The organism is Cupriavidus sp. SW-Y-13 (assembly GCF_009793345.1).
Lineage (GTDB): Bacteria > Pseudomonadota > Gammaproteobacteria > Burkholderiales > Burkholderiaceae > Cupriavidus.
The window spans coordinates 461,894-484,295 of record NZ_WHLX01000001.1 but is presented as its reverse complement, the minus strand read 5'-3'; the positions used below and the strand labels follow the sequence as shown (position 1 = coordinate 484,295).

The window sequence follows — 22,402 nt, the reverse complement described above, 5'->3', positions numbered from 1 at the left end:
CTCTGCGTCGGGATTGCCGGGCCGCGTCAGGCCACTTTCTCAACCTTTTCCAGCTTTTCACCGGTTTCGGAAGCCTCTTCCGTCACGTTTTCCACGGTTGGGACATCTGCCACGATCTCCACGACAGTGGCTTCGACATCCACATCGGTCTCTGCGGGCGGGACGTGATTGGGCAATGCACGCACTTCTGTCTGCACCAGCGGGATCAGACGCCCTTCGACGAGCGCCCCCTGCTGCATCTCAAGCGCCGCATAGCGCACCTCGCCATGGACCCGGGCCTGCGCTTGCAGTTCGAGCAGTTCCGTCGCATGGACCGGCCCGTTCACTGTGCCGTTCAGGACCAGATGCTCGACGCGGATTTCGCCCTCGACCACACCTTTCTCGGTGATCACGAGCATGCTGGACTTGCCTTCCACAGCGATGATGTTGCCGCGCACGCGGCCATCCAGACGCAAACCGCCGGAGAACGCCACATCGCCCTCGATGGTGGTGTCCGGCCCGATCAATGTATCGATGGACAGGCCCTTCTTCTTGGAAAACAGCATGTATCTACTCCCTTTTCATGCAGCGTCTGGATGCAAGCCCGTGATTGTATCGCCGCATGAACGGCATGCGGATGAAATGCTTTAAGCACGGATATGCGCAACGCTGAATGTGACAAGTCCTTGATCTGAAATGTCATGGCAAAAAAAAAAACCGCACGATGAACCGTGCGGTCTTTTTCGGGCCTTGCCAGATCCGGCGGGCCGGACCAGGCAGAAGCACATTAACGCTTCGAGAATTGCTTCCGACGACGCGCCTTGTGCAGACCAACCTTCTTACGCTCGACTTCACGTGCGTCACGCGTAACGTAGCCAGCCTTCGACAGGGCCGACTTCAGCGTGGCGTCGTAATCGATCAGCGCGCGGGTGATGCCGTGGCGAACAGCACCGGCCTGGCCGGTTTCACCACCACCGGTCACGTTGACCTTGATGTCGAACGTTTCGGCGTGAGCCGTCAGTTCCAGCGGCTGGCGCACGATCATCAGCGAGGTTTCGCGAGCGAAATACTCGTTGATGGGCTTGCCGTTGACGACAATAGCGCCCTTGCCCGACTTGATGAAGACACGTGCCACGGCGCTCTTGCGGCGGCCAGTACCGTAATTCCAATTACCGATCATGGATGGCCCCCTTAGATTTCCAGCACCTTGGGCTGCTGTGCGCTATGCGGATGCTCGGCTTCGGCGTAAACCTTCAGCTTCTTGATCATCGCGTAGCCCAGCGGACCCTTCGGCAGCATGCCCTTGACAGCCTTTTCCAGGGCACGGCCCGGGAAACGCTGCTGCATCTTGCCGAACGTCGTTTCGTAGATACCGCCCGGGTAACCCGAATGGCGATAGTACTTCTTGTCCTGTTCCTTGGTACCCGTCACGCGCAGTTTGGCTGCATTGACGATGATGATGAAATCACCGGTGTCGACGTGAGGAGTAAATTCTGGCTTGTGCTTGCCGCGCAGTCGGCGTGCCACTTCGCTGGCAACACGGCCGAGGACTTTGTCCGTCGCGTCAATCACGTACCAGTCGCGCTTTACCTCTGCAGGCTTGGCGGAAAAGGTCTTCATGATTTTTCCTGATTAGAAAATCTGCCCGGTATGACGGTCGCCGTTTTAGCGTCCTGTCGTCGGTCGGCCCTTGGGACCTGACCTTCCTGCTTGTTCTCTGCAGGCTCTCCCTGATTTTTTCCGGGGGCAATGACCGGAAAGCCGACGATTATAAGCGGCTACGGCGCCATCGCACAAGCAAAGTTGCCGGATTTCGTCAAGTCTTTGCCGGCTGGCAGCATGACAAGCGCCGAGTTGTTCACTGGCGCACCGTGGCGGCCCTTGCAAAGGGCGAAAAAAAACCCAAGTCTATCGGACTTGGGTTTGAATCCACCAAAGGAGGAGGGTGGAGGAGACACCGGGCGATCGACGGGGCCGGTCATTGCGGTGGTGCGGCGAGCGATCCGGGCCGGAACCTCTTTCGCTTTCGCACTCTGCGCGCTCTTCGTGCGCCGTCGTTCGATGGATTGGATTATACATATGGCCCCTTGCAAGGCAAGAAAATTTACACTACGAAATTCAATTCCATAATATGGAATGTACAATACGTCTCTTTAAAAGAACGTTATTTCTTTTAAATCAATAACTTATCCATACAAAGCGAGTCTTTGATCGACACCACACTAGAGGAAACCCTCGGATTTTTAGGGGAAATCCCGTAGGGAAAGGCGCCCGCGGAGTTGGCCTATACTCGCGAAATGCAAGTCATGAGATGCCCTGCGTGCGAGCGAAATCAGGACATCAACGAATCGAGGAACGAAAAAAATGGAATGCAAAGTGACATGGTCGGGCCCGGAGGGCATGAGCTTCATCGCCCAGACCGGCAGCGGCCATCTGGTGGCCATGGACGGCGCACCGGACGGTGGCGGCAACAACCTGGCGCCGCGTCCAATGGAGATGGTGCTGCTGGGCACTGGCGGCTGCACCGCCTATGACGTGGTGCTGATCCTGAAGCGTGGCCGCCAGGATATTCGCGGCTGCTCGGTCAAGCTGGAAGCCGAGCGCGCCGATACCGATCCGAAGGTGTTCACGAAGATCAACTTCCACTTCACGGTAACCGGCAAGGGCCTGGACCCCGCCAAGGTGGAGCGTGCCATCGAGCTGTCGCACGAGAAGTACTGCTCGGCATCGATCATGCTGGCGAAGACTGCCGAGATCACGCATACCACCGAGATCGTCGAAGGCTGACGTTTCCACGCTCACGCCAAAGCAAAACGCCCGGCGGTGCAGAAGCACGCCGGGCGTTCTCAAATCCGAAGCAAAGCAGGCCGATAAGCCGGATTCTGTGCATGCCGACCGCCCTTGCGGGCACTCTGCATGTGACAACCATTCCTCTAGACCGGCCGTTACCGGACGGTTCCAGCTCCCTACCCGCAGACTCAGCGGGCCGCCTCAACGTCTGCCTATTTGGGATTGCTCCAGGTGGAGGTTACCGCGTTTCACCCTTCCCGCCGACCGAAGCCAGCGGCAAGACTCGTCTCTGTGGCCCTATTCCGCACGTTACCGTGGATGGCTGTTAGCCAACACCCTGCCCTGTGGAGTCCGGACTTTCCTCCCCTTGCCCCTTGCGGGAACAAGCAGCGATTGTCTGGCCTGCTTTGCGGGCCGCAGTCTATCACCGAATGGACGGCTGGGGCGGCCGGCGTCCCGGACGAAACACCGTGACATCCTCATAGAACGCTGGATCAGCGTTGCCGTCGCACCAGCCCGGGATACCCATGACGGGCAACGGCGAAAAGCTGCGGCCACCGGCGAAGCGGCCTGCTTCTGCCGCTTCGGCGAGATCCGCTGCAAGCATGGCGTCGAGTTCGTGCATCGGCATCGACGGCGGCGCAATGACACGCCAGGCGTGGGCGGTGACGGCCTTGTAGGGATGGACGAGCTTTTCGAGCAATGCGTGCCCGAACGGCATCACGCCACAGACGCCCCGCCACGAAACGCGCCGGGTGATGAACAATTCGCGCCAGTCAAACCCTTTCAGGGCATCGAACAGCGTGTCGTCTTCGGTGAGGAAAAGGATCGCGTTCTCGTCGAACAGCGTGGCGGCATCGCGCAGACCGCCTCGCATCTGTTGCACGCCGTCGCGCGCAATGGCCTCGGCCTGCAGCCGGTTCAGCAAACGTTTGGTTTCGGGGAAGTGCAGCCAGATCAACGCGTTGAAGGCGTCGTGGAGGTTGTCGCGCGTCGGCACCTGCCCGCTGGCGTGGATGTGGGATTCGTACGCCGTGCCATCGGGCAACGATGACTGCGGCACGAAGCGTAGCGGCTGCCCGCGCGCATTGCGCAGGGCACCGGCGACTGCATTGAGTCCTTCGCGCAGATCCTCGTGCGAAAGGACCGATGCGGACGCGGCGAATGGTTGGTACCAGGGCCGCGTCCAGTCAATCGCCGGAAGCAATCAGCTTGCCTTCCAGCGCAGCGTTTCGCCTGCGCGCAGCGGCACCAGCGTGGTGTCGCCGTACGGCAGTTCCGTCGGCAGCTCCCAATCCTCGCGCGTCAGCGTCAACGTGCCCGTGTTGCGCGGCAGGTTGTAGAACGCCGGGCCGTTGAAGCTGGCGAACGCCTCCAGCTTGTCCAGCGCGCCGACTGCATCGAATGCTTCGGCGTAAAGCTCCATCGCATGCAGCGCCGTGTAGCAACCCGCGCAACCGCACGCGTGCTCCTTGAGGCCCTTGGCATGCGGCGCGCTGTCCGTGCCGAGGAAGAAACGGTCGCTGCCCGACGTAGCGGCCTTTACCAGCGCCTCACGATGGGTCTCGCGCTTGAGTACCGGCAGGCAGTAGTAATGCGGACGGATGCCGCCGATGAAGATCGCGTTGCGGTTGTAGAGCAGATGGTGCGCGGTGATCGTCGCAGCGATCGGGCCTTCGGCTTCGGCCACGTACTGGGCGGCCTCGGACGTGGTGATGTGCTCGAACACCACCTTCAGTTCCGGGAAATCGCGGCGCAGCGGTTTCATCACGCGCTCGATGAATACGGCTTCGCGGTCGAACAGGTCAATGTCGCCATTGGTGACTTCGCCGTGCACCAGCAGCGGCATGCCTGCACGCTGCATGGCTTCCAGCGTAGGGGCGCATCGCTTGATATCGGTCACGCCAGCATCGCTGTTGGTCGTGGCGCCGGCCGGGTACAGCTTCACCGCGTGGACAAAACCGCTGGCCTTGGCTGCGACGATTTCCTCGGGCGGCAGGTTGTCGGTCAGGTACAGCGTCATCAGCGGCTCGAACGTCATCCCGGCCGGCAGTGCGGCCAGGATGCGGTCGCGGTAGGCAGCGGCTTGCGCCACCGTGGTGACCGGCGGCTTGAGGTTCGGCATGACGATGGCGCGCGCGAACTGGCGTGCGGTATCGGGCAGGACAGCGGTCAGCGCCGCGCCATCGCGCAGGTGCAGGTGCCAGTCGTCCGGGCGGGTAATCGTGATCTTTTGGGTCATGGGGACAAGCAACAACTAGAGAATCAGGATGGCGCGGAAATCGTTCACGTTGGTCCGCGTGGGGCCGGTCACGACGAGGTCATCCACCGCATGGAAGAACCCCCACGCGTCGTGGGCATCCAGGCTGTGCCGGGCCGAGACGCCGGCTGCATCAGCGCGCGCCAGCGAATCGGGGCCCAGCAACGCACCGGCGTTGTCCTCGGAACCATCGATGCCGTCGGTGTCGGCGGCAATCGCGTGGATGTTTTCCGCACCGGCCAGCTCGATGGCCAGCGACAGCAGGAATTCCGAGCACCGCCCGCCACGCGCGTTTGTCGCACCACTCGGCAATGTGACCGTGCATTCACCGCCCGAGATCAGCACCACCGGCGCGGAGAACGGCGCATTGTACTTGCGAATCTCGCGGACGAGCGCGGCATAGACGCGTGCCACCTCCTGCGCCTCGCCGGTAACCGTATCGCCGAGCACCACGGGTTCGATGCCTTGACGGCGGAACAGCGCGGCGGCAGCTTCCAGGCTGCCATGTGCCGTGGCGATCATGCGGTTGTCGACGCGCTTGAACAGCGGATCGCCCGGCTTCGGCGTTTCATCGATCTCGCCGCGCGCGCCGCGTTCCAGATGGGATTGCACGCTCGCCGGCACCGTGGCGCCGAAGCGTTTCAGGATGCCGAGGGCATCGGCATAGGTGCTGGGATCGGGAACCGTAGGACCGGAGGCGATGGCACTCGGATCGTCGCCCGCCACATCGGACACGATCAGCGTGGTCACGGGTGCCCGGCTCGCCTGCGCGAGCCTTCCGCCCTGGATGCGCGAAATATGCTTGCGCACGACGTTCATGTCCGTGATCGGTGCGCCACAACGCAGCAACTCGCGCGTGGTGGCTTTCAGGTCGGCCATGGGGATGCCATCGGCCGGCAGCGACAGCAGGCTGGAGCCGCCGCCCGAGACCAGCACGATCAGCCGATCCTCGGGTCCGAGCGATTGCACACGCGCCAGGATATCGGCGGCGGCCTGCTCGCCCGCTTCGTCGGGCACCGGATGGCCGGCCTCGATCACGCGGATATGGTCGGTGGGCATGCCATGCGCATAGCGCGTGACGACGATGCCTTCGAGCGTGGCCTTGCCCTGGTAGGCGCGCTCGACCGCTGCCGCCATCGACGCGGCAGCCTTGCCTGCGCCCACCACGAGCGTGCGCCCTCCGGCATGCGGCGGCGGCAGGTGATCGGCAACGATTTGCAATGGATCGGCGGCAGCAACAGCGGCGTGGAAACTCTCGAGCAGCAAGGTGCGCGGACAGCCCTGGAAATTCATGATGCCTCCGCGATGGCGCCCTGGGGCATGGGTTCCGTTCCGATTCCGTCTCCGGGAATGGCAGCGATCTTGTCTCGATTCATGGCTGGGAAGGGATGAGGGCGTCGGCGCCGTGCTTGGCAGCGTCCGGTACGCGAAGGATAATGGCCCCATTCTATTGCAAAGCGGCAGCCCCCTGCCGCACGGTGCCCTCGCCATGTGCCAGCTGCTAGGCATGAACTGCGCCACGCCAACCGACGTGACGTTCTCCTTCACCGGCTTTGCCGCGCGCGGCGGTGTGACGGACCACCACTCCGATGGTTTCGGCGTGGCCTTCTTCGAGGACAAGGCGTGCCGCCTGTTCATCGATAACCAATCGGCGGGTTCGTCGCCGGTGGCAGACCTGATCAAGCGCTACCCCATCAAGTCGAAGAACGTGATCTCGCATATCCGCAAGGCCACGCAAGGCACGGTCCGGCTGGAGAACTGCCATCCGTTCATGCGTGAGCTCTGGGGCCGGCACTGGATCTTCGCGCATAACGGCGACCTGCACGGATTCGCCCCTTTCCTGTCCGGCGTCTACCAGCCTGTGGGCGACACCGACAGCGAACTGGCGTTCTGCACGCTGATGCAGGGGCTGCGCAAACGCTTTCCGGGATCGCAGCCGCCGCTGAATGAGCTGGGACATGCGCTGGCCGACATCACGCGAGACATCACGCTGCATGGGGTATTCAACTTCCTGCTGTGCAACGGTCAGGCGCTGTTTGCGCACTGCTCCACGCGGCTGTACTACATCGTGCGGCAGTGGCCGTTCTCCAAGGCACATCTGATCGATGCCGACCTGTCGATCGATTTCGCACAGGTCACCACGCCGGACGATCGCGTGGCCGTTATCGCCACCGCACCGTTGACGGACAACGAGACGTGGACGCAGTTTGCGCCTGGCGAGCTGATCATGTTCGAGAATGGAAAGCCCGTCATGACGTGGACGGTGCCGATACCGCCTGAAGTGCAGGCGAAGAATGCCGCGAATACGGCTTGTACTTGAGGGGGATTTGACTGCCAGCACCGTCAGACACGCCCAAGCGGTGACAGGTGGCGAGGTCTTGGGTCCCTCTCCCGCAAGGCGGGAGAGGGGAGCAAACACGCGAGGTTCGCGCGCTCGCTTAGTGCTGCAGGATCTTCGACAGGAACTGACGGGCGCGCTCGGAGCGGGCTTCGATATTGCCGAAGAACTCCTCCTTGGCGCAGTCTTCCACGATCTTGCCGGCGTCCATGAAGATCACGCGGTTGGCCACCTTGCGGGCGAAGCCCATTTCGTGGGTCACGCACATCATGGTCATGCCTTCGTTGGCCAGTTGCACCATTACGTCGAGCACTTCGTTGACCATTTCCGGGTCAAGCGCCGAAGTCGGTTCGTCGAACAGCATGCAGATCGGATCCATCGACAGCGCGCGCGCAATGGCCACGCGCTGCTGCTGGCCACCTGACAGCTGACCCGGATACTTGTCGGCCTGGCTCTTCAGACCCACGCGCTCCAGGTACTTCATGCCCTTGGCGTTGGCTTCGTCCTTCGAGCGGCCCAGCACCTTCATCTGCGCGATGGTCAGGTTCTCGGTGATCGACAGGTGCGGGAACAGTTCGAAGTTCTGGAACACCATGCCCACGCGCGAGCGCAGCTTGGGCAGGTTCGTCTTCGGGTTGCCCACCGACGTGCCATCCACGAGGATGTCGCCCTTCTGGAACGGCTCCAGCGCGTTCACGGTCTTGATCAGCGTCGACTTGCCCGAGCCCGACGGACCGCACACCACCACCACTTCGCCCTTGGCCACCTTGGTGGTGCAATCGGTCAGCACCTGGAAGGCGCCGTACCACTTGGAAACGTTATTAATTTCGATCATACGGCCACCTTTTTCTGATAACGCTTGACCAGCAGCGAAGCGGAAAAACAAATGATGAAGTACACGAGACCAGCAAACAACAGCATCTCCACGATGCGGCCGTCACGCTCGCCAATACCGTAAGCCTGGCCGAAGAAGTCTGCCAGCGCGCTCACGTAGACCAGCGACGTATCCTGGAACAGGATGATGCCTTGCGTCAGCAGCAGCGGCACCATGTTGCGGAACGCCTGCGGCAGGATCACCAGCCGCATGGTCTGACCATAGGTCATGCCCAGTGCCTGGGCCGCGAACATCTGGCCGCGCGACACGCTCTGGATACCGGCGCGGATGATTTCCGAGTAGTACGCGGCCTCGAACAGCGAGAACGCGATCAGCGCGGAGGTCATGCGCAGGTCGGATGCCGCCGAGAGGTTGAACACCTTCTGCAGCAACTGCGGAATGATCAGGAAGAACCACAGCAGCACCATCACCAGCGGGATGGACCGAAACAGCGTCACGTACCCCTGTGCAAACCAGTTCAGTGCCTTGATCGACGACAAACGCATCATCGCCAGGATCGTGCCCCAGACGATGCCGACGATCACCGCCGTCACCGTGATCTTGAGCGAAACGGCCATACCCTCGCCCAGCACATGCAGCGTGGAGTAATTGATGGAGCTGAAATCGAATTCGTATGCCATGTTGCAGCTCCTTACTTCGTGCCGATGAAGCCCGGCACGCGGGTACGGCGTTCCACCCAGCGCATCAGGAACATCACCGTGAAGTTGATCAGCGCGTACAGCAGCGTGACCGCGATGAACGATTCATACGGACGCGCGGTGTAGTCCACCAGCTGGCGGCCCTGTGCGGCCAGTTCCAGCAGGCCGATCGTCGATGCCACGGCCGAGTTCTTGAAGATGTTCAGGAACTCGGAGGTGATCGGCGGCACGATGACGCGGAAGGCCATCGGCAGCAGCACGTGGCGGTACGTCTGCGCCAGCGTGAAACCCATGGCCAGGCCGGCGTTCTTCTGGCCGCGCGGCAGCGAATTGATCCCCGAGCGCACCTGTTCGCAAACCCGGGCGGCCGTGAAGGTGCCCAGGCAGATCATGGCTGCCAGGAACTGCTGGGTGAACGGGTTCATCTGCTTGATGGCTTCGCCGCCCGGCAGCAGCTCGGGTCCGACGAAGTACCAGATGAACAGCTGCACCAGCAGCGGAATATTTCGGAAGATTTCGACGTAAGTGGCGGCAAACCCCGACAGCCACTTGTTCGGGACCGTGCGCAGCACGCCCAGCACCGAGCCGAGAACAAGGGCGATCACCCACGACGACAGGCCCAGCGCGATCGTGACCTTGAGACCGGAAATCATCCAGTCCAGGTACGTCTCGTTGGAAGCGGCCTGCTCGAGGAAGACTCCCCAGTGAAAAGCGTAATCCATAGTGCGTCCTCAAAAAGAAACGGAAGGACTGCTCCTTCCGTTTCGCACTGCGCCAATCGCAACGATCAGTCGAGTGCCTTGTCGTTCGGGGTCTTGAAGAGCGCCTTCATATCTTCGGACAGCGGGAAGTCCAGGTTCAGGCCCTTGGGCGGGACCGGTTGCTGGAACCACTTCGCGTACATCGTGTTGATCGAACCATCCTTCATCAGGCCGGCGATCACGGTGTCGGAGATCTTCTTGAACGGTGCGTCATCCTTGCGGATCATGCAGCCGTACGATTCACGCGACTGCGGCTTGCCCACGACGATCCAGTCTGCCGGGTTCTTGGCCTTGGCGCGTTCGCCGAACAGCAGCGCGTCGTCCATCATGAACGCCACGGCACGGCCCGATTCCAGCGTCAGGAACGACTGGCCATGGTCCTTGGTGCTGATGATATTCATGCCCAGCTTCTGGTCATCGTTCATCTTGCGCAGCAGGCGCTCGGACGTGGTGCCAGCGGTGGTCACCACGTTCTTGCCCTTCAGGTCGGCCCAGTCCTTGATGCCGCCGTCCTTCTTCACCATGATGCGCGTGCCGATGATGAAGATGCTGTTCGTGAACGATGCCTGCTTCTGGCGTTCCAGGTTGTTCGTGGTCGAGCCGCACTCGATATCGATCGTGCCGTTCTGCAGCAGCGTGATGCGGTTCTGCGACGTGATCGGAATTTCCTTGACCTGCAGGTTCGGCAGCTTCAACTGATCCTTGATGGCTTCCACGATCTTCATATTGATATCGTAGGAATACCCAACCTGACGGACACCGCCGAGGTTGTAGTTGAAGGGAATCGAGGAGTCCCGCACGCCCAGCGTGATGACACCCGTTTCCTTGATCTTCTGCAGCGTACCCGTCAGCGGCTCAGCTGCTTGCGCGCTTGCGCACAACACCCCTGCCGCAATCATCAGGCCTGCCAACTTGGCAACATTCATAACATCTCCTTGACCATGAAGAGAAAGGCGGGACTGTAACAGACTGCCCCACCGGCGAAACAGTATTGCTTAGCTCGTCACTCAAGACAACGGGTTTTTCCCCTAACTGGTGCCAATTCAGCGATGGTTTAGCTGCGTTGCGCCAAAATGAGACACAAGTGCGCACTGATTGTTGCCGCCGCTTCAAACCGTTGATGACAAAAAAACGCGGCAACCGGAGTCATCCGATCGCCGCGTTGCGGGCTTCACCGAAGCGGGGAATTTTGCTGCATTGCAGCAGCGTCAAATCCCGGCTTCATGAATCGTCCTCCATCAAGGATAGAGGCCGCGCATCTCGCGCGCCTGCAGGATCCGCGTGCAAGCGACGATGAACGCGGCCGTCCGCAGCGTGACCTTGTTGTCCTGGGCAACCTGCCAGATCGCCCGGAAAGCCTCTTGCATGATTCGTACCAGCCGGTCATTGATCTCCTCTTCGGTCCAGAAGAAGCTGGAGAAATCCTGCACCCATTCAAAATAGGACACGGTCACGCCGCCTGCATTGGCAATCACGTCCGGGCAAACCAGAATATTGCGCTCGCGCAGGATGTCGTCGGCCTGCGGGGTGGTCGGGCCGTTGGCGCCCTCGATCACCAGCTTGGCCGTGATGCGCGGTGCGTTCTCGGCGGTGATCTGGCCTTCCAGCGCGGCCGGGATCAGGATGTCGCACTCCACATCCCAGAACTGGTCACCCTTGAGGACTTCGGCCTGGAAGCCGTCGATCGTGCCGCTGTGCGATGCGTATTCCATCATTGCCGGCACGTCCAGACCCGCCGGGTTGAACAGCGTGGTGCGGTGATCCTGCACCGCCACCACCTTGGCGCCGGCTTCATGGAACAGCTTGGCGGCCACAGCGCCCACATTGCCGAAGCCCTGCACGGCCACGCGCGCACCCTTGACGTCCATGCCCAGGTTGCGGGCGGCTTCCGAACCCACCACGAACACGCCACGGCCGGTGGCTTCATGGCGGCCCAGCGAGCCACCCAGCGAGATCGGCTTGCCGGTCACCACGCCGGTGGCCGTGCTGCCCGAATTCATCGAATAGGTGTCCATCATCCAGGCCATGACCTGGGCGTTGGTATTCACGTCAGGCGCCGGAATGTCCTTGTTCGGACCGATGATGATGTTGATTTCACTGGTGTAGCGACGGGTCAGGCGTTCCAGCTCGCCGTGCGACAGCGTGCGCGGATCCACGCGGATGCCACCCTTGGCACCGCCGTAGGGCACGTTCACCGCCGCGTTCTTCACCGACATCCATGCCGACAGCGCCATCACCTCGGACAGCGTCACGTCCTGGTGGAAACGCACGCCGCCCTTGCCCGGGCCGCGCGACAGGTTGTGCTGCACCCGGTAACCCTCGTAGTGGGCGATGGTGCCGTTGTCCAGTTCGATGGGTACGTCGACGATCAGCGCGCGCTTGGGGCGCTTCAGCGTTTCCACCCAGCGCGCCAGCGAGCCCAGGTAGGGCGTGACACGATCGACTTGCTGCAGGTAGATGCCCCACGGGCCGAGGTCGTCGGCTTTCAGGTAGGAAGGCAGGGCGTGGGCATGCGAGACATTCGAGACGTTTTGCGTCGGTGCTGCGGAAGACATCGTTGAGTTCCGAGTGAAGGTGACACGGAGGATATCGGCGCTGCCCTGCCCCAATCCAATGCCGTTTCATCATCCCGCCTCGGCAGGTTATGCAAGCCTCGCATAACCTTGGCGCCCCTTCCTGGCACCTTGCGGTTTCACGCGTCCGACGCCGGCGCCGTCAGTGCGGCCCAGATGCGGTCCACGAACTGGCGTTTGCGGCGCGACTGGCCGCCGCGCCGTTCGGTCCCGTTATCGGAAGGTCGCTCGCGATAGAGCCGGATTTCCATATCGATCGATTGCGGCAGCCCGCGCGCCGCCTCGGCCCGCACCAGACGGCCGGCGGCCACGTCTTCACGCACCGTGCTTTCCGGCAAGAATGCCATGCCGTGTCCGGCCAGCGCCATCGCCTTGAGCGCCTCGGCCATATCGGTTTCGTAGCATTTGTCGAGCTTGAGCGTATCGGCGGACTCCGCCAGCAGCATGTCCACCATCCGGCCCAGAAACGCATTGGGCGTGTAACTCAGGAATGGCACTGGCTTCTTGTCCGTACCCGGCAGCCGGAACAGCGGGCGACCCGTGGCATCGGGCACGCTGTAAGGCGACAGCCGTTCGGTGCCGAGCACGAGCATGTCGTAGTGCGCCGGATCGAGCTGGATGGCCTGGCGCGGATGGTGATAGACCATGACGAGGTCGCAGCCGCCTTCCACCAGCATCAGCACCGCATCGTGGACATTGAGCGCGCGCAGGCGGCATGGCAGTGTGCCGACCTTGCGCTCCACGCCCTTGAGCCATTCGGGGAAGAACGTCAGCGACAACGTGTGCGGGACGGCGAATTCCAGCACCTGCGCATTGGCCGACCGCTGCCCGCGCATCAGCGCACGGGTCTCGCTGACCTGCGCCAGCATCGCCAGTGCCTGCTCGTAGAACACCTTGCCCGCCGAGGTCAGGCTCGTGGGGTAACTGGACCGGTCGATCAGCTCGGTGCCCACCCACGCCTCCAATGACTGGATGCGGCGCGAGAACGCCGGCTGCGTGACATGCCGCAGTTCCGCCGAGCGCGAGAAGCTGTGCGTCTCGGCCAGGCTGACGAAGTCTTCAAGCCATTTGATTTCCATGGCGCGGATTATCGCCTGCGTCCACGTCCCGCGCAGCACGGACGCCGCCATCGACAATATTTTTCTGCCTCCGCCCCCTCCGTTGGAACAGGATTACAATCTGCGCGGGTTTTGGATCGAAATTTTCAGGTTTGCAGGAAATCCCATGGACCGCTATGACCGCCAGATCCTGGAGATCCTCCAGGAAGATGCCGCTGTGCCTGTTGCCGAGATCGGCGAACGCGTGGGGCTGACGTCGACGCCATGCTGGCGCCGCATCCAGAAGCTCGAAGAATCCGGCGTCGTGCGAAAGCGCGTGGCGCTGCTCGATGCGGCCAAGCTCAATGTTGGCGTGACGGTTTTTGTCTCGATCCGCACCAACCAGCACAACGTGAAATGGCTCAAGGCGTTTCACGGACTCGTGGCATCGATTCCGGAAGTGACCGAGTTCTACCGCATGGCGGGCGATACCGACTACCTGTTGCGCGTGGTGGTGCCGGATATCGCCGCTTATGACACCGTGTACAAGAAACTGATCCAGGGCGTAGAACTGGCCGATGTCAGTTCGAGCTTCGCGATGGAACAGATCAAGTACACGACGGCGTTGCCGCTGGATTACGCCTGATCAACCACGGCTATCCACGATGGGCCCAGCTCGTCATGCGCTTTTCGAGCACGGCGAACAGTTCGTACATCAGCATCGCCATCACCGCGATCACGACGAGGCCGGCAAACGCCAGTGGCATTTTCATCGCGGAGCCGGCCGATACCAGCAGGTAGCCGATGCCTTCGTTCGCCGCGCTCATTTCCGAAACGGTCGTGCCGACGAAGGCCAGCGTGATCGCCACCTTGAGCGAGGCGAAGAAGAACGGCATCGCGCGGGGCAGACCCACCTTGATCAGCACATCGCGACGCTTGGCACCCAGCACGCGCAGCACGTCTTCAAGTTCCGGTTCGAGCGTAGCGAGCCCCGTGGCGATATTCACCATGATCGGGAAGAACGAGATCAGGAACGCCGTGATGATCGCGGGACCGGCACCGAGGCCGAGCCACACCACGAGGATCGGCACGAATGCGGCTTTCGGCAATGCATTGAACGCCGTCATCAGCGGATACGTGGCCGCGTAAGCGAGCCGCGACGATCCGAGCAGCATGCCCAGCAGTACGCCTACGACGATGGCGAGGCCGAAGCCCACCATGGTCGTCCAGAACGTGCGCCATGCATGCGTGGCGATCACTCCGCCGTACTCGCCCAGCGAAGCCACGATGGCCGACGGACTCGGCAGGATGAAGTCCGAGACGTTGAAGATGAGGCATGCCCCCTGCCACAACAGCAGGAACGTACCCAGCAGAATCCACGGGGCCACGCGCTGCACGCGCCTGGCCTGAAGAGAGGACATCGTCGCCATAATCAGTGTTGTCCCCGGTTATGCCCGATCTTCTCGCGCAGTTCATGCACGCGTTCGGCAAAGGGTTCGGTGTAGGTGATGTCGAGCGGACGCGGACGCGGCAGGTCGATCTCGCGGCGCAGCAGAATACGGCCCGGACGCGGGCTCATCACGTAGACGGTATCGGCCAGGAACACGGCCTCGCGCAGATCGTGTGTGACCAGAATCACGTTGAAGCGTTGCGCTTGCCAGAGATCGCGCAGCACGCACCATAGTTCTTCTCGCGTGAACGCGTCGAGTGCACCGAACGGTTCATCGAGCAGCAGCATGCGCGGCTCGTGAATCAGCGCACGGCAGATCGATGCGCGCTGCTGCATGCCACCTGACAGTTGCCACGGATACTTGTCCTCGTAGCCGGACAGGCCCACGGTCTTCAGCAGCATGCGCGCACGTTCCACGTACTCGTCGCGCTTCTTGCGCATGGTGGATCGATACGGCTCGACGATCTCCAGCGGCAGCATCACGTTGTCGAGCGTGGTACGCCACGGTAGCAACGTGGGCGCCTGGAACGCCATGCCCACCTGCTTGAGCGGGCCAGTGACCTTGGTGCCATTGATGCTGACCACGCCGCGCGTAGGCTGGCGCAAGCCAGTGGCCAGCTTCATGAACGTGGACTTGCCGCAGCCCGAGGGTCCCACGATGGCGATGAATTCACCTTCTGCAGCCTGCAGCGAAATATCCTCGACTGCGAACTCGCCGCGACGCGCGAGTTCATCGTCATAGGCCAGCCATACGCGATTGAAATCGACGAATGGCTGGCCGCCACCCGCATCGGCCGGTGACCCGCCCGAGGCGGGCATCAGTGCTTCTCTTGCCATCATCGCAGCACGTCCAGTTCGGCGGCAGACGGCAGATAGGCGTCGGTCCACAGCGTATCGGGATTGATACGGCCCTTGGTGCCGAAGGCATCGGCCACCTGCGAAGCCATCAGCGACAGGCGCGGCTTGTTCACGCGGCCAAAGCCCTCGGCCTTGGCATCCGGCGACTTCACCACGCTGTCGAGCGCCAACTTCAGGCGCTTGACCTCCAGCTTCTCGTCGATGATGCCGTCACGCGCCTTCACGGCCTTGATGCCTTCTTCCGGATGTGCGATCACGTCCTTGGCCGATTTCGCAAAGGCGCGCAGGAATGCCTTGACCGCTTCGGGGTTGCTCTTCAGGAACTGTTCCGATGCGATGATCGCGTTGCCGTAGAGCTTCACGCCGAACTGCGGATACGGCAGCACCACGATGTCCTCATCCTTCACGCCACGCGCGTTCAGGTTCAGGATCGACGTGAACGAGAAACCGGTGATGGCATCGAGATCGCCACGCGTCAGCATCGTTTCGCGCAGCGTGGGGTCCATCGCCTGCCAGTTGAACGATGCCGCCTGCAGGCCGTTGGCCTTGGCGAAGATCGGGAAGGCACGACGGCCCGCGTCGAACACCGGCGCGCCCAGCTTCTTGCCCGTCAGGTCCTTGGGCGCCTTGATGCCCGACTTCTTCAGCGCTAGCACGGCGGCGGGCGTGTTGTTGTAGACCATCATCACGGCCACTGGCTTGTTCTTGGCATCGGGGTTGTTGCCGTAGAACTCCATCACCGAAGCCAGGTCGGCAAAGCCCATGTCATACGTGCCCGATGCCACGCGGTTGACCACATTGCCCGAGCCGTTGCCCGCGTCGATCGACACATCGAGCTTCTCGTTCTTGAAGTAGCCCTTCTGCTCGCCGAGCAGGAACAGCGCCGCCGGGCCTTCGAAACGCCAGTCGAGCTGAAAGCGGACTTTCGTCGCGGCTTGCGCCTGCGCGGTGCCCACGCAGAGTGTCGACAGCACCATCGCGGTGCCTGCCGTGGTGCACAGTTTCAGAAATTGGCGACGCAGAGCGAATTGCAGCATGGACCTTCTCCAGTTTTTATCTATCTGGAGGGTGCTTTTTGCAAGGGTCGTGCCAGCCTTTGCAGGGGGCATGCCGCACCGGCGCGATGCATGGGCGCGGTGCATTGACGACCCATGATTGTGCGCACGCATCTGTACGCGCAGGTTGCCGTCATCGATTGTCGACAATCGATGACGGCGCGCTTCAGAGAAGCGTCAGGCGTCCTGCGTCTCGTCGCCTGCGTCGATGGCGAGCGCATCGGCATCGGGCACACCCTGCGCGGCATTACGCGCCTGGATCTGCCACATGCCTGCATAGCGGCCATTGGCGCGCATCAGTTCGGCGTGCGTGCCGCGCTCGACGATGCGGCCATGATCCATCACCAGGATCTGATCGGCATGCACCACCGTCGACAACCGGTGCGCGATCAGCAGCGTGGTGCGGTTCTGCGCCAGGCGCATCAGTTCGGACTGGATGGCCTGTTCGGTGCGCGAATCCAGCGCCGAGGTGGCTTCGTCGAACACCAGGATCGGCGGATTCTTGAGCAGCGTGCGCGCGATGGCCACGCGTTGCTTCTCGCCACCGGACAGCTTGAGCCCACGCTCGCCCACAGGTGTGTCGTACCCCTGCGGCAACTCGCTGATGAAATGATCGATCTGCGCGGCGCGCGCGGCCTCGATTACCTCGTCGCGCGTGGCTTCGGGCCGGCCATAGGCAATGTTGTAGTAGATGCTGTCGTTGAACAGCACGGTGTCTTGCGGCACGATGCCGATCGATGCGCGCAGGCTCGCTTGCGTGACCTTGCGGGTATCCTGCCCATCGATCTCGATCCCACCCCGACTCACGTCATAGAAGCGGAACAGCAGCCGCGCCAGCGTGGACTTGCCCGAGCCACTGTGGCCGACCACCGCCGTGGTGGTGCCCGCAGCGATCGTGAAATCCACATCGTCGAGAATCGTACGGTTCGACTCGTAGCCGAACCCCACATGGCGGAAGCGCACTTCCGCACCGTTCACGCGCAGCGGCGCAGCGCCGGCGGCATCGGCCACTTCCTGGTTCGTACCCAGCAGCACGAACATGCGATCCATGTCGGTGGTGGCCTGCTTGATTTCGCGATAGATCACACCAAGGAAATTCAGCGGGATATAAAGCTGGATCATCAACGTGTTGACCAGCACGAGGTCGCCCAGCGTCAGCTTGCCCGCCGCCACGCCCACCGTGGCACGCCACAGGATCAGGATCAGCCCGACGGCGATGATCGTCTGCTGACCGAAATTCAGCAGCGACAGCGAGTTCTGCGAGCGGATGGCGGCCGTGCGATACGTGCGCAGGTTTTCGTCGTAGCGGCGCGCCTCGTATTCCTCGTTACCGAAGTATTTGACGGTTTCAAAGTTCAGCAGCGAATCGATGGCCTTCTGGTTGGCGCGCGAGTCCAGCTCGTTCATCTTGCGGCGGAAGTGCGTGCGCCACTCGGTCACGATGATCGTGAACGCGATATACGCCACCAGCGCGCACAGCGTAATCGCCGCGAACCAGATGTCGTAGTGCAGCAGCAGAAAGCCGATGACCAGCGACATCTCCACCAGCGTGGGCAGGATGCTGTACAGCGAGTACGAGATCAGCGACTGGATGCCGCGCGTGCCGCGCTCGATATCGCGGCTCATGCCGCCCGTCTGCCGGTCCAGGTGGAATCGCAGCGACAGCGCATGCAGATGGCGGAACACCTGCAACGCGATTTCGCGCACCGCGCTCTGCGTGACCTTGGCAAAGAGGATCTCGCGCAACTCGGTGAACAACGTGCCGGAGAGACGCAGCATGCCGTACGCGACGATCAGCCCGGCGGGCACCACGAGTAGCGCCGTGGCGTTGCCCGGCGCGATGTTCATCGTATCGACGAGCTTCTTCATCAACACGGGCACGCCGAGGTTGGCAACCTTGGCGGCAACCAGGCAGGTCAGCGCCAGGATCACTCGCCACTTGTAGTGCCAGACGTAAGGCAGCAGGTTGCGAACGGTCTGCCAGTCGCTGCGGGGCGCGCCAGCGCCCTTGAACAGGGAGTTTGCCGGCTCGGCGGGGGCGGGCTCGGCGGTCGTGGAATAGCGGCGCATACGTTAGAATTCAGGCCAATGCCGCGATTGTCGCAGAGATCGTCAGGTCCGGCAGTTCATCGTCACTGCCTCATGAATTCGCCGTACTTCCCGCTTTCCGCCATCGCCGACATGTCCACATCCGCCCCCATCTCCGAATTGCCCGCCGGCAAGAACCCCGCCCTGCGCGTCGTCCCCATGCCCGCCGATGCCAATGTGCACGGCGACGTGTTCGGCGGCTGGATCATGGCGCAGGTCGATATCGCCGGCTCGATTCCCGCCGTCGAACGTGCCCAGGGCCGCGTGGCCACGGTGGCCGTCAACTCGTTCCTGTTCAAGCACCCCGTGTTCGTGGGCGATCTGGTCAGCTTCTACGCCGACGTGGTCAAGACCGGCCGCACGTCGATCACGGTGGAAGTGGCCGTCTACGCGCAACGCATGCGCCACAGCCATGAGATCGTCAAGGTGACGGAAGCCACGCTGACGTATGTGGCAACGGATGAGAGCCGGATGCCGCGGGTGTTGCCTACGGTTTGAGGTGGGATTGATTTGTTCCCCTCTCCCGCAAGGCGGGAGAGGGGCGAACGCCGAGCGGTAGTTTCAAACCGCCTCAATCAAACTTCGAAAAATCCGGCTTCCTCTTCTCGAAGAATGCCGTGAATGCTTCCTTGGCTTCCGGTGCCAGCAGCATGCGGCGGAACACTTCGCCTTCCTCGTTCATCTTCTTTTCCACGGCCGGTACATCGTCGCCCTTCATCAGTCGCTTGGTCTCACGCAGCGACGATGCAGGCAGCGCCGCGAGTTTGCCCGCTTGCTGGCGCACATAATCCGACAGCTCGGCAACCGGCAACACCTTCGTGACGAGTCCGATGGCATGCGCTTCCTGCGCGCTGAATGCCTCGCCCAGCAGCAGCTTTTCGGCGGCGCGCTGGTAACCCATCAGGCGCGGCAGCAGCAGGCTCGATGCGGCTTCCGGGCACAGGCCCAGTTGCGCGAACGGCAGCGACAGCTTGGCCGTCTCCGATGCATAGACCAGATCGCAATGCAGCAGCAGCGTGGTGCCGATGCCCACTGCCGCGCCGCTGACCGATGCCACCACCGGCTTGGTGGCGTGGCTGATGGCGTGCAGGAACTGGAACACCGGTGCGGGTGCGCCGCCTTCGCCGTGGGTCGGCGGGCGTTTCATGAAGTCTTCGAGGTCGTTGCCGGCCGTGAAGATCTCCGGCTTGCCTTCGATCACGATCACGCGCACGGCGTTGTCGGTCTCGGCGGCGCGCAGCGCGTCGGCCATGGTCTGGTACATCGCGGCCGTGATCGCGTTCTTCTTGTCGATGCGGTCGAAACCAATGGTCAGGACGCCCTGTTCGATGCGGGTGGCAATGCTCATGTCTTCCTCGTCTCGTCGGTATCAGGTTTGGCCGCTCACACAAACGGTGGCGGCATGTCGGAAAGATAACTGAGTCCGAACGCGCCGGCGCCCACATTGAGCGCAACGGTCAGACTCATCGGCGCGAGCATCAGCTCCACGCCATGTCGTGCGGCAGCATTGGCCAGCGATTGCCACGCGGGCCACGACTCCACCTCGTCGATATCGCCCGCATACGCGGCACCTACCGCCGGCGTCAGCAAGGCACCGGCGCGGATGCAGGCCTCCACATGGCCCAGCAGGCGGCGAATGCCATCCTCGGAGCCGCGCACCTTGGCAATGGCATCGGTCTCGCCGCGATGCATATGGATCACGGGCCGGATATTGAACGCGCTGCCGAGCATGTAGCGGCCCCACGTGATGCTGTTCTCGCCCTTCAGCTTGGCGCGCGTGTACATGTACAGCAGTTCGTTCGGGATCAGGAACATGTGCGCGGCATCGCGCAATCGATTCTCCACCGCATCCACCACGGCGGCGGCACTCGCGCCCTCGGCCAGCATGCGCGCGGCCTCGCGCACGATCAGCGCCTGTCCCGGCCCGATGGCGCCGGTATCGATCACGGTCAGGTCGAACAGCCCGCTGCGGCCCGCGTCCTTGCGCAGCTTGAAACTGCGCGCCACAGTACCCACCACGGCGCCATTGGCGTTTGCGTAAAACTTGCTGCGGCTGCTCGCAATCGTCAGCAGGATCGCGCGATCGCAACCGGCCACCACATTGCGCAGCAAATGGTCTTCAAGCTCGCGTTCGAGCAGCGGAATGGATTCGGCATAGTGGTCCTGCTTGCCGACCAGATACTGCCGATACAGATCGGGCAGTGCAACTTCATCGCGCGTATCGGCGATGAACTGATCCCCCGCGCGGATGCGAAAGGGAATGGTGCGGACGCCAAGCGCGTCCATCATCGCGCGCGGCATGTCGCATGCCGCGTCGGCCAGAATGGCTGTCTCCTGCATATTGTTATGTTCCTCCGGGTCAGTGCGTCAACGTGTTGGCATCTTCGTGTCCATACATTTCTTCATCTGATCGAAGGTAGGGGCGAATCTCATCACTGCCTTGAGATTCGCCCCACTGGCGCGTTTAAACGCGCTCGAAGATTCCGGCTGCGCCCATGCCCGTACCGACGCACATGGTCACCATGCCGTACTTGAGGTTGTGGCGACGCAGCGCGTGCACTACGGTGGCCGAACGGATTGCACCGGTGGCACCCAGCGGATGGCCCAACGCAATCGCACCGCCCATACGGTTCACGCGCGACGGATCGAGTTCCAGGTCACGCATCACTGCCAGCGACTGCGCAGCGAATGCCTCGTTCAGTTCGATCCACTCGATCTGGTCCTGCGTCAGGCCACCGGCCTTCAGTGCCGCAGGAATCGCAGCCTTCGGACCAATCCCCATGATCTCCGGCGGCACACCACGCACCGCGAACGATACGAAGCGGGCCAGCGGCACGAGGTTGAACTGCTTGAGGATCTTCTCGGAAACCAGGATCAGCGCGCCAGCACCATCCGATGTCTGCGAGCTGTTGCCAGCCGTGACGCTGCCCTTGTTGGCGAACACCGCACGCAGCTTGCCCAGTCCTTCCACCGACGTGTCGGGACGCGGACCTTCGTCGAGCGATACCGTGCGTGTCTTCACACCCACCTGGCCCGAAGCCAGATCCGGGAATTTCTCGACGACTTCGATCGGCGTGATCTCGTCGTTGAACTCGCCAGCCTGTTGCGCGGCGATGGCTTTCTGGTGCGACGCCAGCGAGAACGCGTCCTGATCTTCGCGGCTCACCTTCCACTGCGTGGCAACCTTCTCGGCGGTCAGGCCCATGCCGTAGGCAATGCCCACGTTCTCGTCGCGCTCGAAGATCGACGGCGACATCGACGGCGAGTTGCCCATCATCGGCACCATGCTCATCGATTCCACGCCTGCGGCGATCATCACATCGGACTCGCCCACGCGGATGCGGTCAGCCGCCATTGCCACAGCCGACAGGCCCGAGGCGCAGAAACGGTTCACGGTGATGCCGCCCACCGTATTCGGCAGGCCAGCCAGCAGCGCGCCGATACGCGCCACGTTCAGGCCCTGCTGCGCTTCAGGAATCGCGCAGCCAACAATGGCGTCTTCGATCAGCGCCGGGTCCAGGTTTGGCACCTGTGCCACGGCAGCCTTCAGGATGGTGGCAAGCAGGTCGTCGGGACGGGTGTTGCGGAAGGCGCCCTTGGGAGCCTTGCCAATCGGCGAACGGGTAGCCGCAACGATATACGCGTCTTGCAGTTGTTTCATGATGTCGGTTCCTCGTTGG

General features: G+C 62.3%; 23 protein-coding genes and 1 other RNA gene. 4 read left to right on the top strand and 20 right to left on the bottom strand.

Annotated elements, in window-relative coordinates; genetic code table 11:
• Nucleotides 1-26: 26 nt before the first annotated feature.
• The 3 genes from GA566_RS02240 to rplM form a co-directional block, all read right to left on the bottom strand.
• Nucleotides 27-545, bottom strand: a complete 519-nt coding sequence (locus tag GA566_RS02240; RefSeq protein ID WP_137924134.1) for a polymer-forming cytoskeletal protein — start codon at nt 543-545, stop codon at nt 27-29.
• Nucleotides 546-766: 221 nt separating this feature from the next.
• Nucleotides 767-1,159: a 30S ribosomal protein S9 gene (gene rpsI / locus GA566_RS02235; protein WP_137924133.1), complete on the bottom strand. Its 393-nt coding sequence runs from the start codon at nt 1,157-1,159 to the stop codon at nt 767-769.
• Nucleotides 1,160-1,170: 11 nt separating this feature from the next.
• The gene (rplM, locus tag GA566_RS02230; RefSeq protein ID WP_008646003.1) at nt 1,171-1,599 is read right to left on the bottom strand and encodes a 50S ribosomal protein L13; all 429 of its coding nucleotides are present in this window, start codon (nt 1,597-1,599) and stop codon (nt 1,171-1,173) included.
• 744 nt (nt 1,600-2,343) lie between these two features.
• Between rplM and GA566_RS02225 the strand changes: the two genes are divergently transcribed.
• Complete coding sequence (locus GA566_RS02225; RefSeq protein ID WP_137924132.1) at nt 2,344-2,766, top strand: OsmC family protein; 423 nt, start codon at nt 2,344-2,346, stop codon at nt 2,764-2,766.
• A gap of 68 nt (nt 2,767-2,834) precedes the next feature.
• On the opposite strand, the gene rnpB is transcribed toward GA566_RS02225, so the two are convergent.
• From rnpB to GA566_RS02205, 4 genes are all read right to left on the bottom strand, one after another.
• Nucleotides 2,835-3,178: RNase P RNA component class A (rnpB, locus tag GA566_RS02220), an RNA gene on the bottom strand.
• Between the two features lie 15 nt (nt 3,179-3,193).
• Complete coding sequence (locus GA566_RS02215) at nt 3,194-3,976, bottom strand: DUF3025 domain-containing protein (RefSeq protein WP_160471444.1); 783 nt, start codon at nt 3,974-3,976, stop codon at nt 3,194-3,196.
• Entirely contained in the window at nt 3,977-5,011 is a 1,035-nt protein-coding gene (gene pyrC, locus GA566_RS02210; protein ID WP_137924130.1) for a dihydroorotase, read from the bottom strand.
• A gap of 15 nt (nt 5,012-5,026) precedes the next feature.
• Nucleotides 5,027-6,322 carry a glycerate kinase gene (locus GA566_RS02205; RefSeq protein ID WP_160471443.1) on the bottom strand — a complete coding sequence of 432 codons (1,296 nt, stop codon included), beginning with the start codon at nt 6,320-6,322 and terminating at the stop codon, nt 5,027-5,029.
• A 196-nt stretch (nt 6,323-6,518) separates the two neighbouring features.
• Between GA566_RS02205 and GA566_RS02200 the strand changes: the two genes are divergently transcribed.
• Nucleotides 6,519-7,349 carry a class II glutamine amidotransferase gene (locus GA566_RS02200; RefSeq protein WP_137924128.1) on the top strand — a complete coding sequence of 277 codons (831 nt, stop codon included), beginning with the start codon at nt 6,519-6,521 and terminating at the stop codon, nt 7,347-7,349.
• A 118-nt stretch (nt 7,350-7,467) separates the two neighbouring features.
• On the opposite strand, the gene GA566_RS02195 is transcribed toward GA566_RS02200, so the two are convergent.
• From GA566_RS02195 to GA566_RS02170, 6 genes are all read right to left on the bottom strand, one after another.
• Nucleotides 7,468-8,202 carry an amino acid ABC transporter ATP-binding protein gene (locus tag GA566_RS02195; RefSeq protein ID WP_137924127.1) on the bottom strand — a complete coding sequence of 245 codons (735 nt, stop codon included), beginning with the start codon at nt 8,200-8,202 and terminating at the stop codon, nt 7,468-7,470.
• The gene (gltK, locus tag GA566_RS02190) at nt 8,199-8,882 is read right to left on the bottom strand and encodes a glutamate/aspartate ABC transporter permease GltK (RefSeq protein WP_137924126.1); all 684 of its coding nucleotides are present in this window, start codon (nt 8,880-8,882) and stop codon (nt 8,199-8,201) included. Before gltK ends, GA566_RS02195 begins: the two co-directional genes overlap by 4 nt.
• An 11-nt stretch (nt 8,883-8,893) precedes the next feature.
• Entirely contained in the window at nt 8,894-9,622 is a 729-nt protein-coding gene (locus GA566_RS02185) for an amino acid ABC transporter permease (RefSeq protein WP_137924125.1), read from the bottom strand.
• A gap of 65 nt (nt 9,623-9,687) precedes the next feature.
• A complete protein-coding gene (locus tag GA566_RS02180) occupies nt 9,688-10,587 on the bottom strand; it encodes a glutamate/aspartate ABC transporter substrate-binding protein (RefSeq protein WP_137924124.1) in 900 nt (299 codons plus the stop codon).
• Between the two features lie 312 nt (nt 10,588-10,899).
• Nucleotides 10,900-12,216: a Glu/Leu/Phe/Val dehydrogenase gene (locus GA566_RS02175; protein WP_137924123.1), complete on the bottom strand. Its 1,317-nt coding sequence runs from the start codon at nt 12,214-12,216 to the stop codon at nt 10,900-10,902.
• A 137-nt stretch (nt 12,217-12,353) separates the two neighbouring features.
• Entirely contained in the window at nt 12,354-13,313 is a 960-nt protein-coding gene (locus GA566_RS02170; RefSeq protein ID WP_137924122.1) for a LysR substrate-binding domain-containing protein, read from the bottom strand.
• Between the two features lie 145 nt (nt 13,314-13,458).
• On the opposite strand from GA566_RS02170, the gene GA566_RS02165 reads away from it, so the two are divergent.
• Nucleotides 13,459-13,917, top strand: coding sequence for an Lrp/AsnC family transcriptional regulator (locus tag GA566_RS02165; RefSeq protein ID WP_137924121.1), 459 nt, complete (start codon nt 13,459-13,461; stop codon nt 13,915-13,917).
• A 10-nt stretch (nt 13,918-13,927) separates the two neighbouring features.
• Here the strand turns inward: GA566_RS02165 and GA566_RS02160 are convergent, their stop codons facing one another.
• From GA566_RS02160 to GA566_RS02145, 4 genes are all read right to left on the bottom strand, one after another.
• Nucleotides 13,928-14,701: an ABC transporter permease gene (locus tag GA566_RS02160; protein ID WP_137924120.1), complete on the bottom strand. Its 774-nt coding sequence runs from the start codon at nt 14,699-14,701 to the stop codon at nt 13,928-13,930.
• Between the two features lie 2 nt (nt 14,702-14,703).
• Nucleotides 14,704-15,561, bottom strand: coding sequence for an ABC transporter ATP-binding protein (locus GA566_RS02155; RefSeq protein ID WP_137924119.1), 858 nt, complete (start codon nt 15,559-15,561; stop codon nt 14,704-14,706).
• Nucleotides 15,558-16,616 (bottom strand): ABC transporter substrate-binding protein, encoded by a 1,059-nt coding sequence (locus GA566_RS02150; protein ID WP_137924118.1) that lies wholly within the window; start codon nt 16,614-16,616, stop codon nt 15,558-15,560. The genes GA566_RS02155 and GA566_RS02150 overlap by 4 nt, the downstream gene beginning before the upstream one ends.
• A gap of 195 nt (nt 16,617-16,811) precedes the next feature.
• Nucleotides 16,812-18,704 carry an ABC transporter ATP-binding protein/permease gene (locus GA566_RS02145; RefSeq protein WP_160471441.1) on the bottom strand — a complete coding sequence of 631 codons (1,893 nt, stop codon included), beginning with the start codon at nt 18,702-18,704 and terminating at the stop codon, nt 16,812-16,814.
• 111 nt (nt 18,705-18,815) lie between these two features.
• Between GA566_RS02145 and GA566_RS02140 the strand changes: the two genes are divergently transcribed.
• Nucleotides 18,816-19,220: an acyl-CoA thioesterase gene (locus GA566_RS02140; protein WP_160473200.1), complete on the top strand. Its 405-nt coding sequence runs from the start codon at nt 18,816-18,818 to the stop codon at nt 19,218-19,220.
• 73 nt (nt 19,221-19,293) lie between these two features.
• Here the strand turns inward: GA566_RS02140 and GA566_RS02135 are convergent, their stop codons facing one another.
• The 3 genes from GA566_RS02135 to GA566_RS02125 form a co-directional block, all read right to left on the bottom strand.
• Nucleotides 19,294-20,070, bottom strand: a complete 777-nt coding sequence (locus GA566_RS02135; protein ID WP_160471439.1) for an enoyl-CoA hydratase — start codon at nt 20,068-20,070, stop codon at nt 19,294-19,296.
• 35 nt (nt 20,071-20,105) lie between these two features.
• Nucleotides 20,106-21,062 (bottom strand): DegV family protein, encoded by a 957-nt coding sequence (locus tag GA566_RS02130; protein WP_160471437.1) that lies wholly within the window; start codon nt 21,060-21,062, stop codon nt 20,106-20,108.
• Between the two features lie 124 nt (nt 21,063-21,186).
• Nucleotides 21,187-22,386, bottom strand: coding sequence for an acetyl-CoA C-acyltransferase (locus GA566_RS02125; protein WP_137924147.1), 1,200 nt, complete (start codon nt 22,384-22,386; stop codon nt 21,187-21,189).
• Nucleotides 22,387-22,402 lie beyond the last annotated feature (16 nt).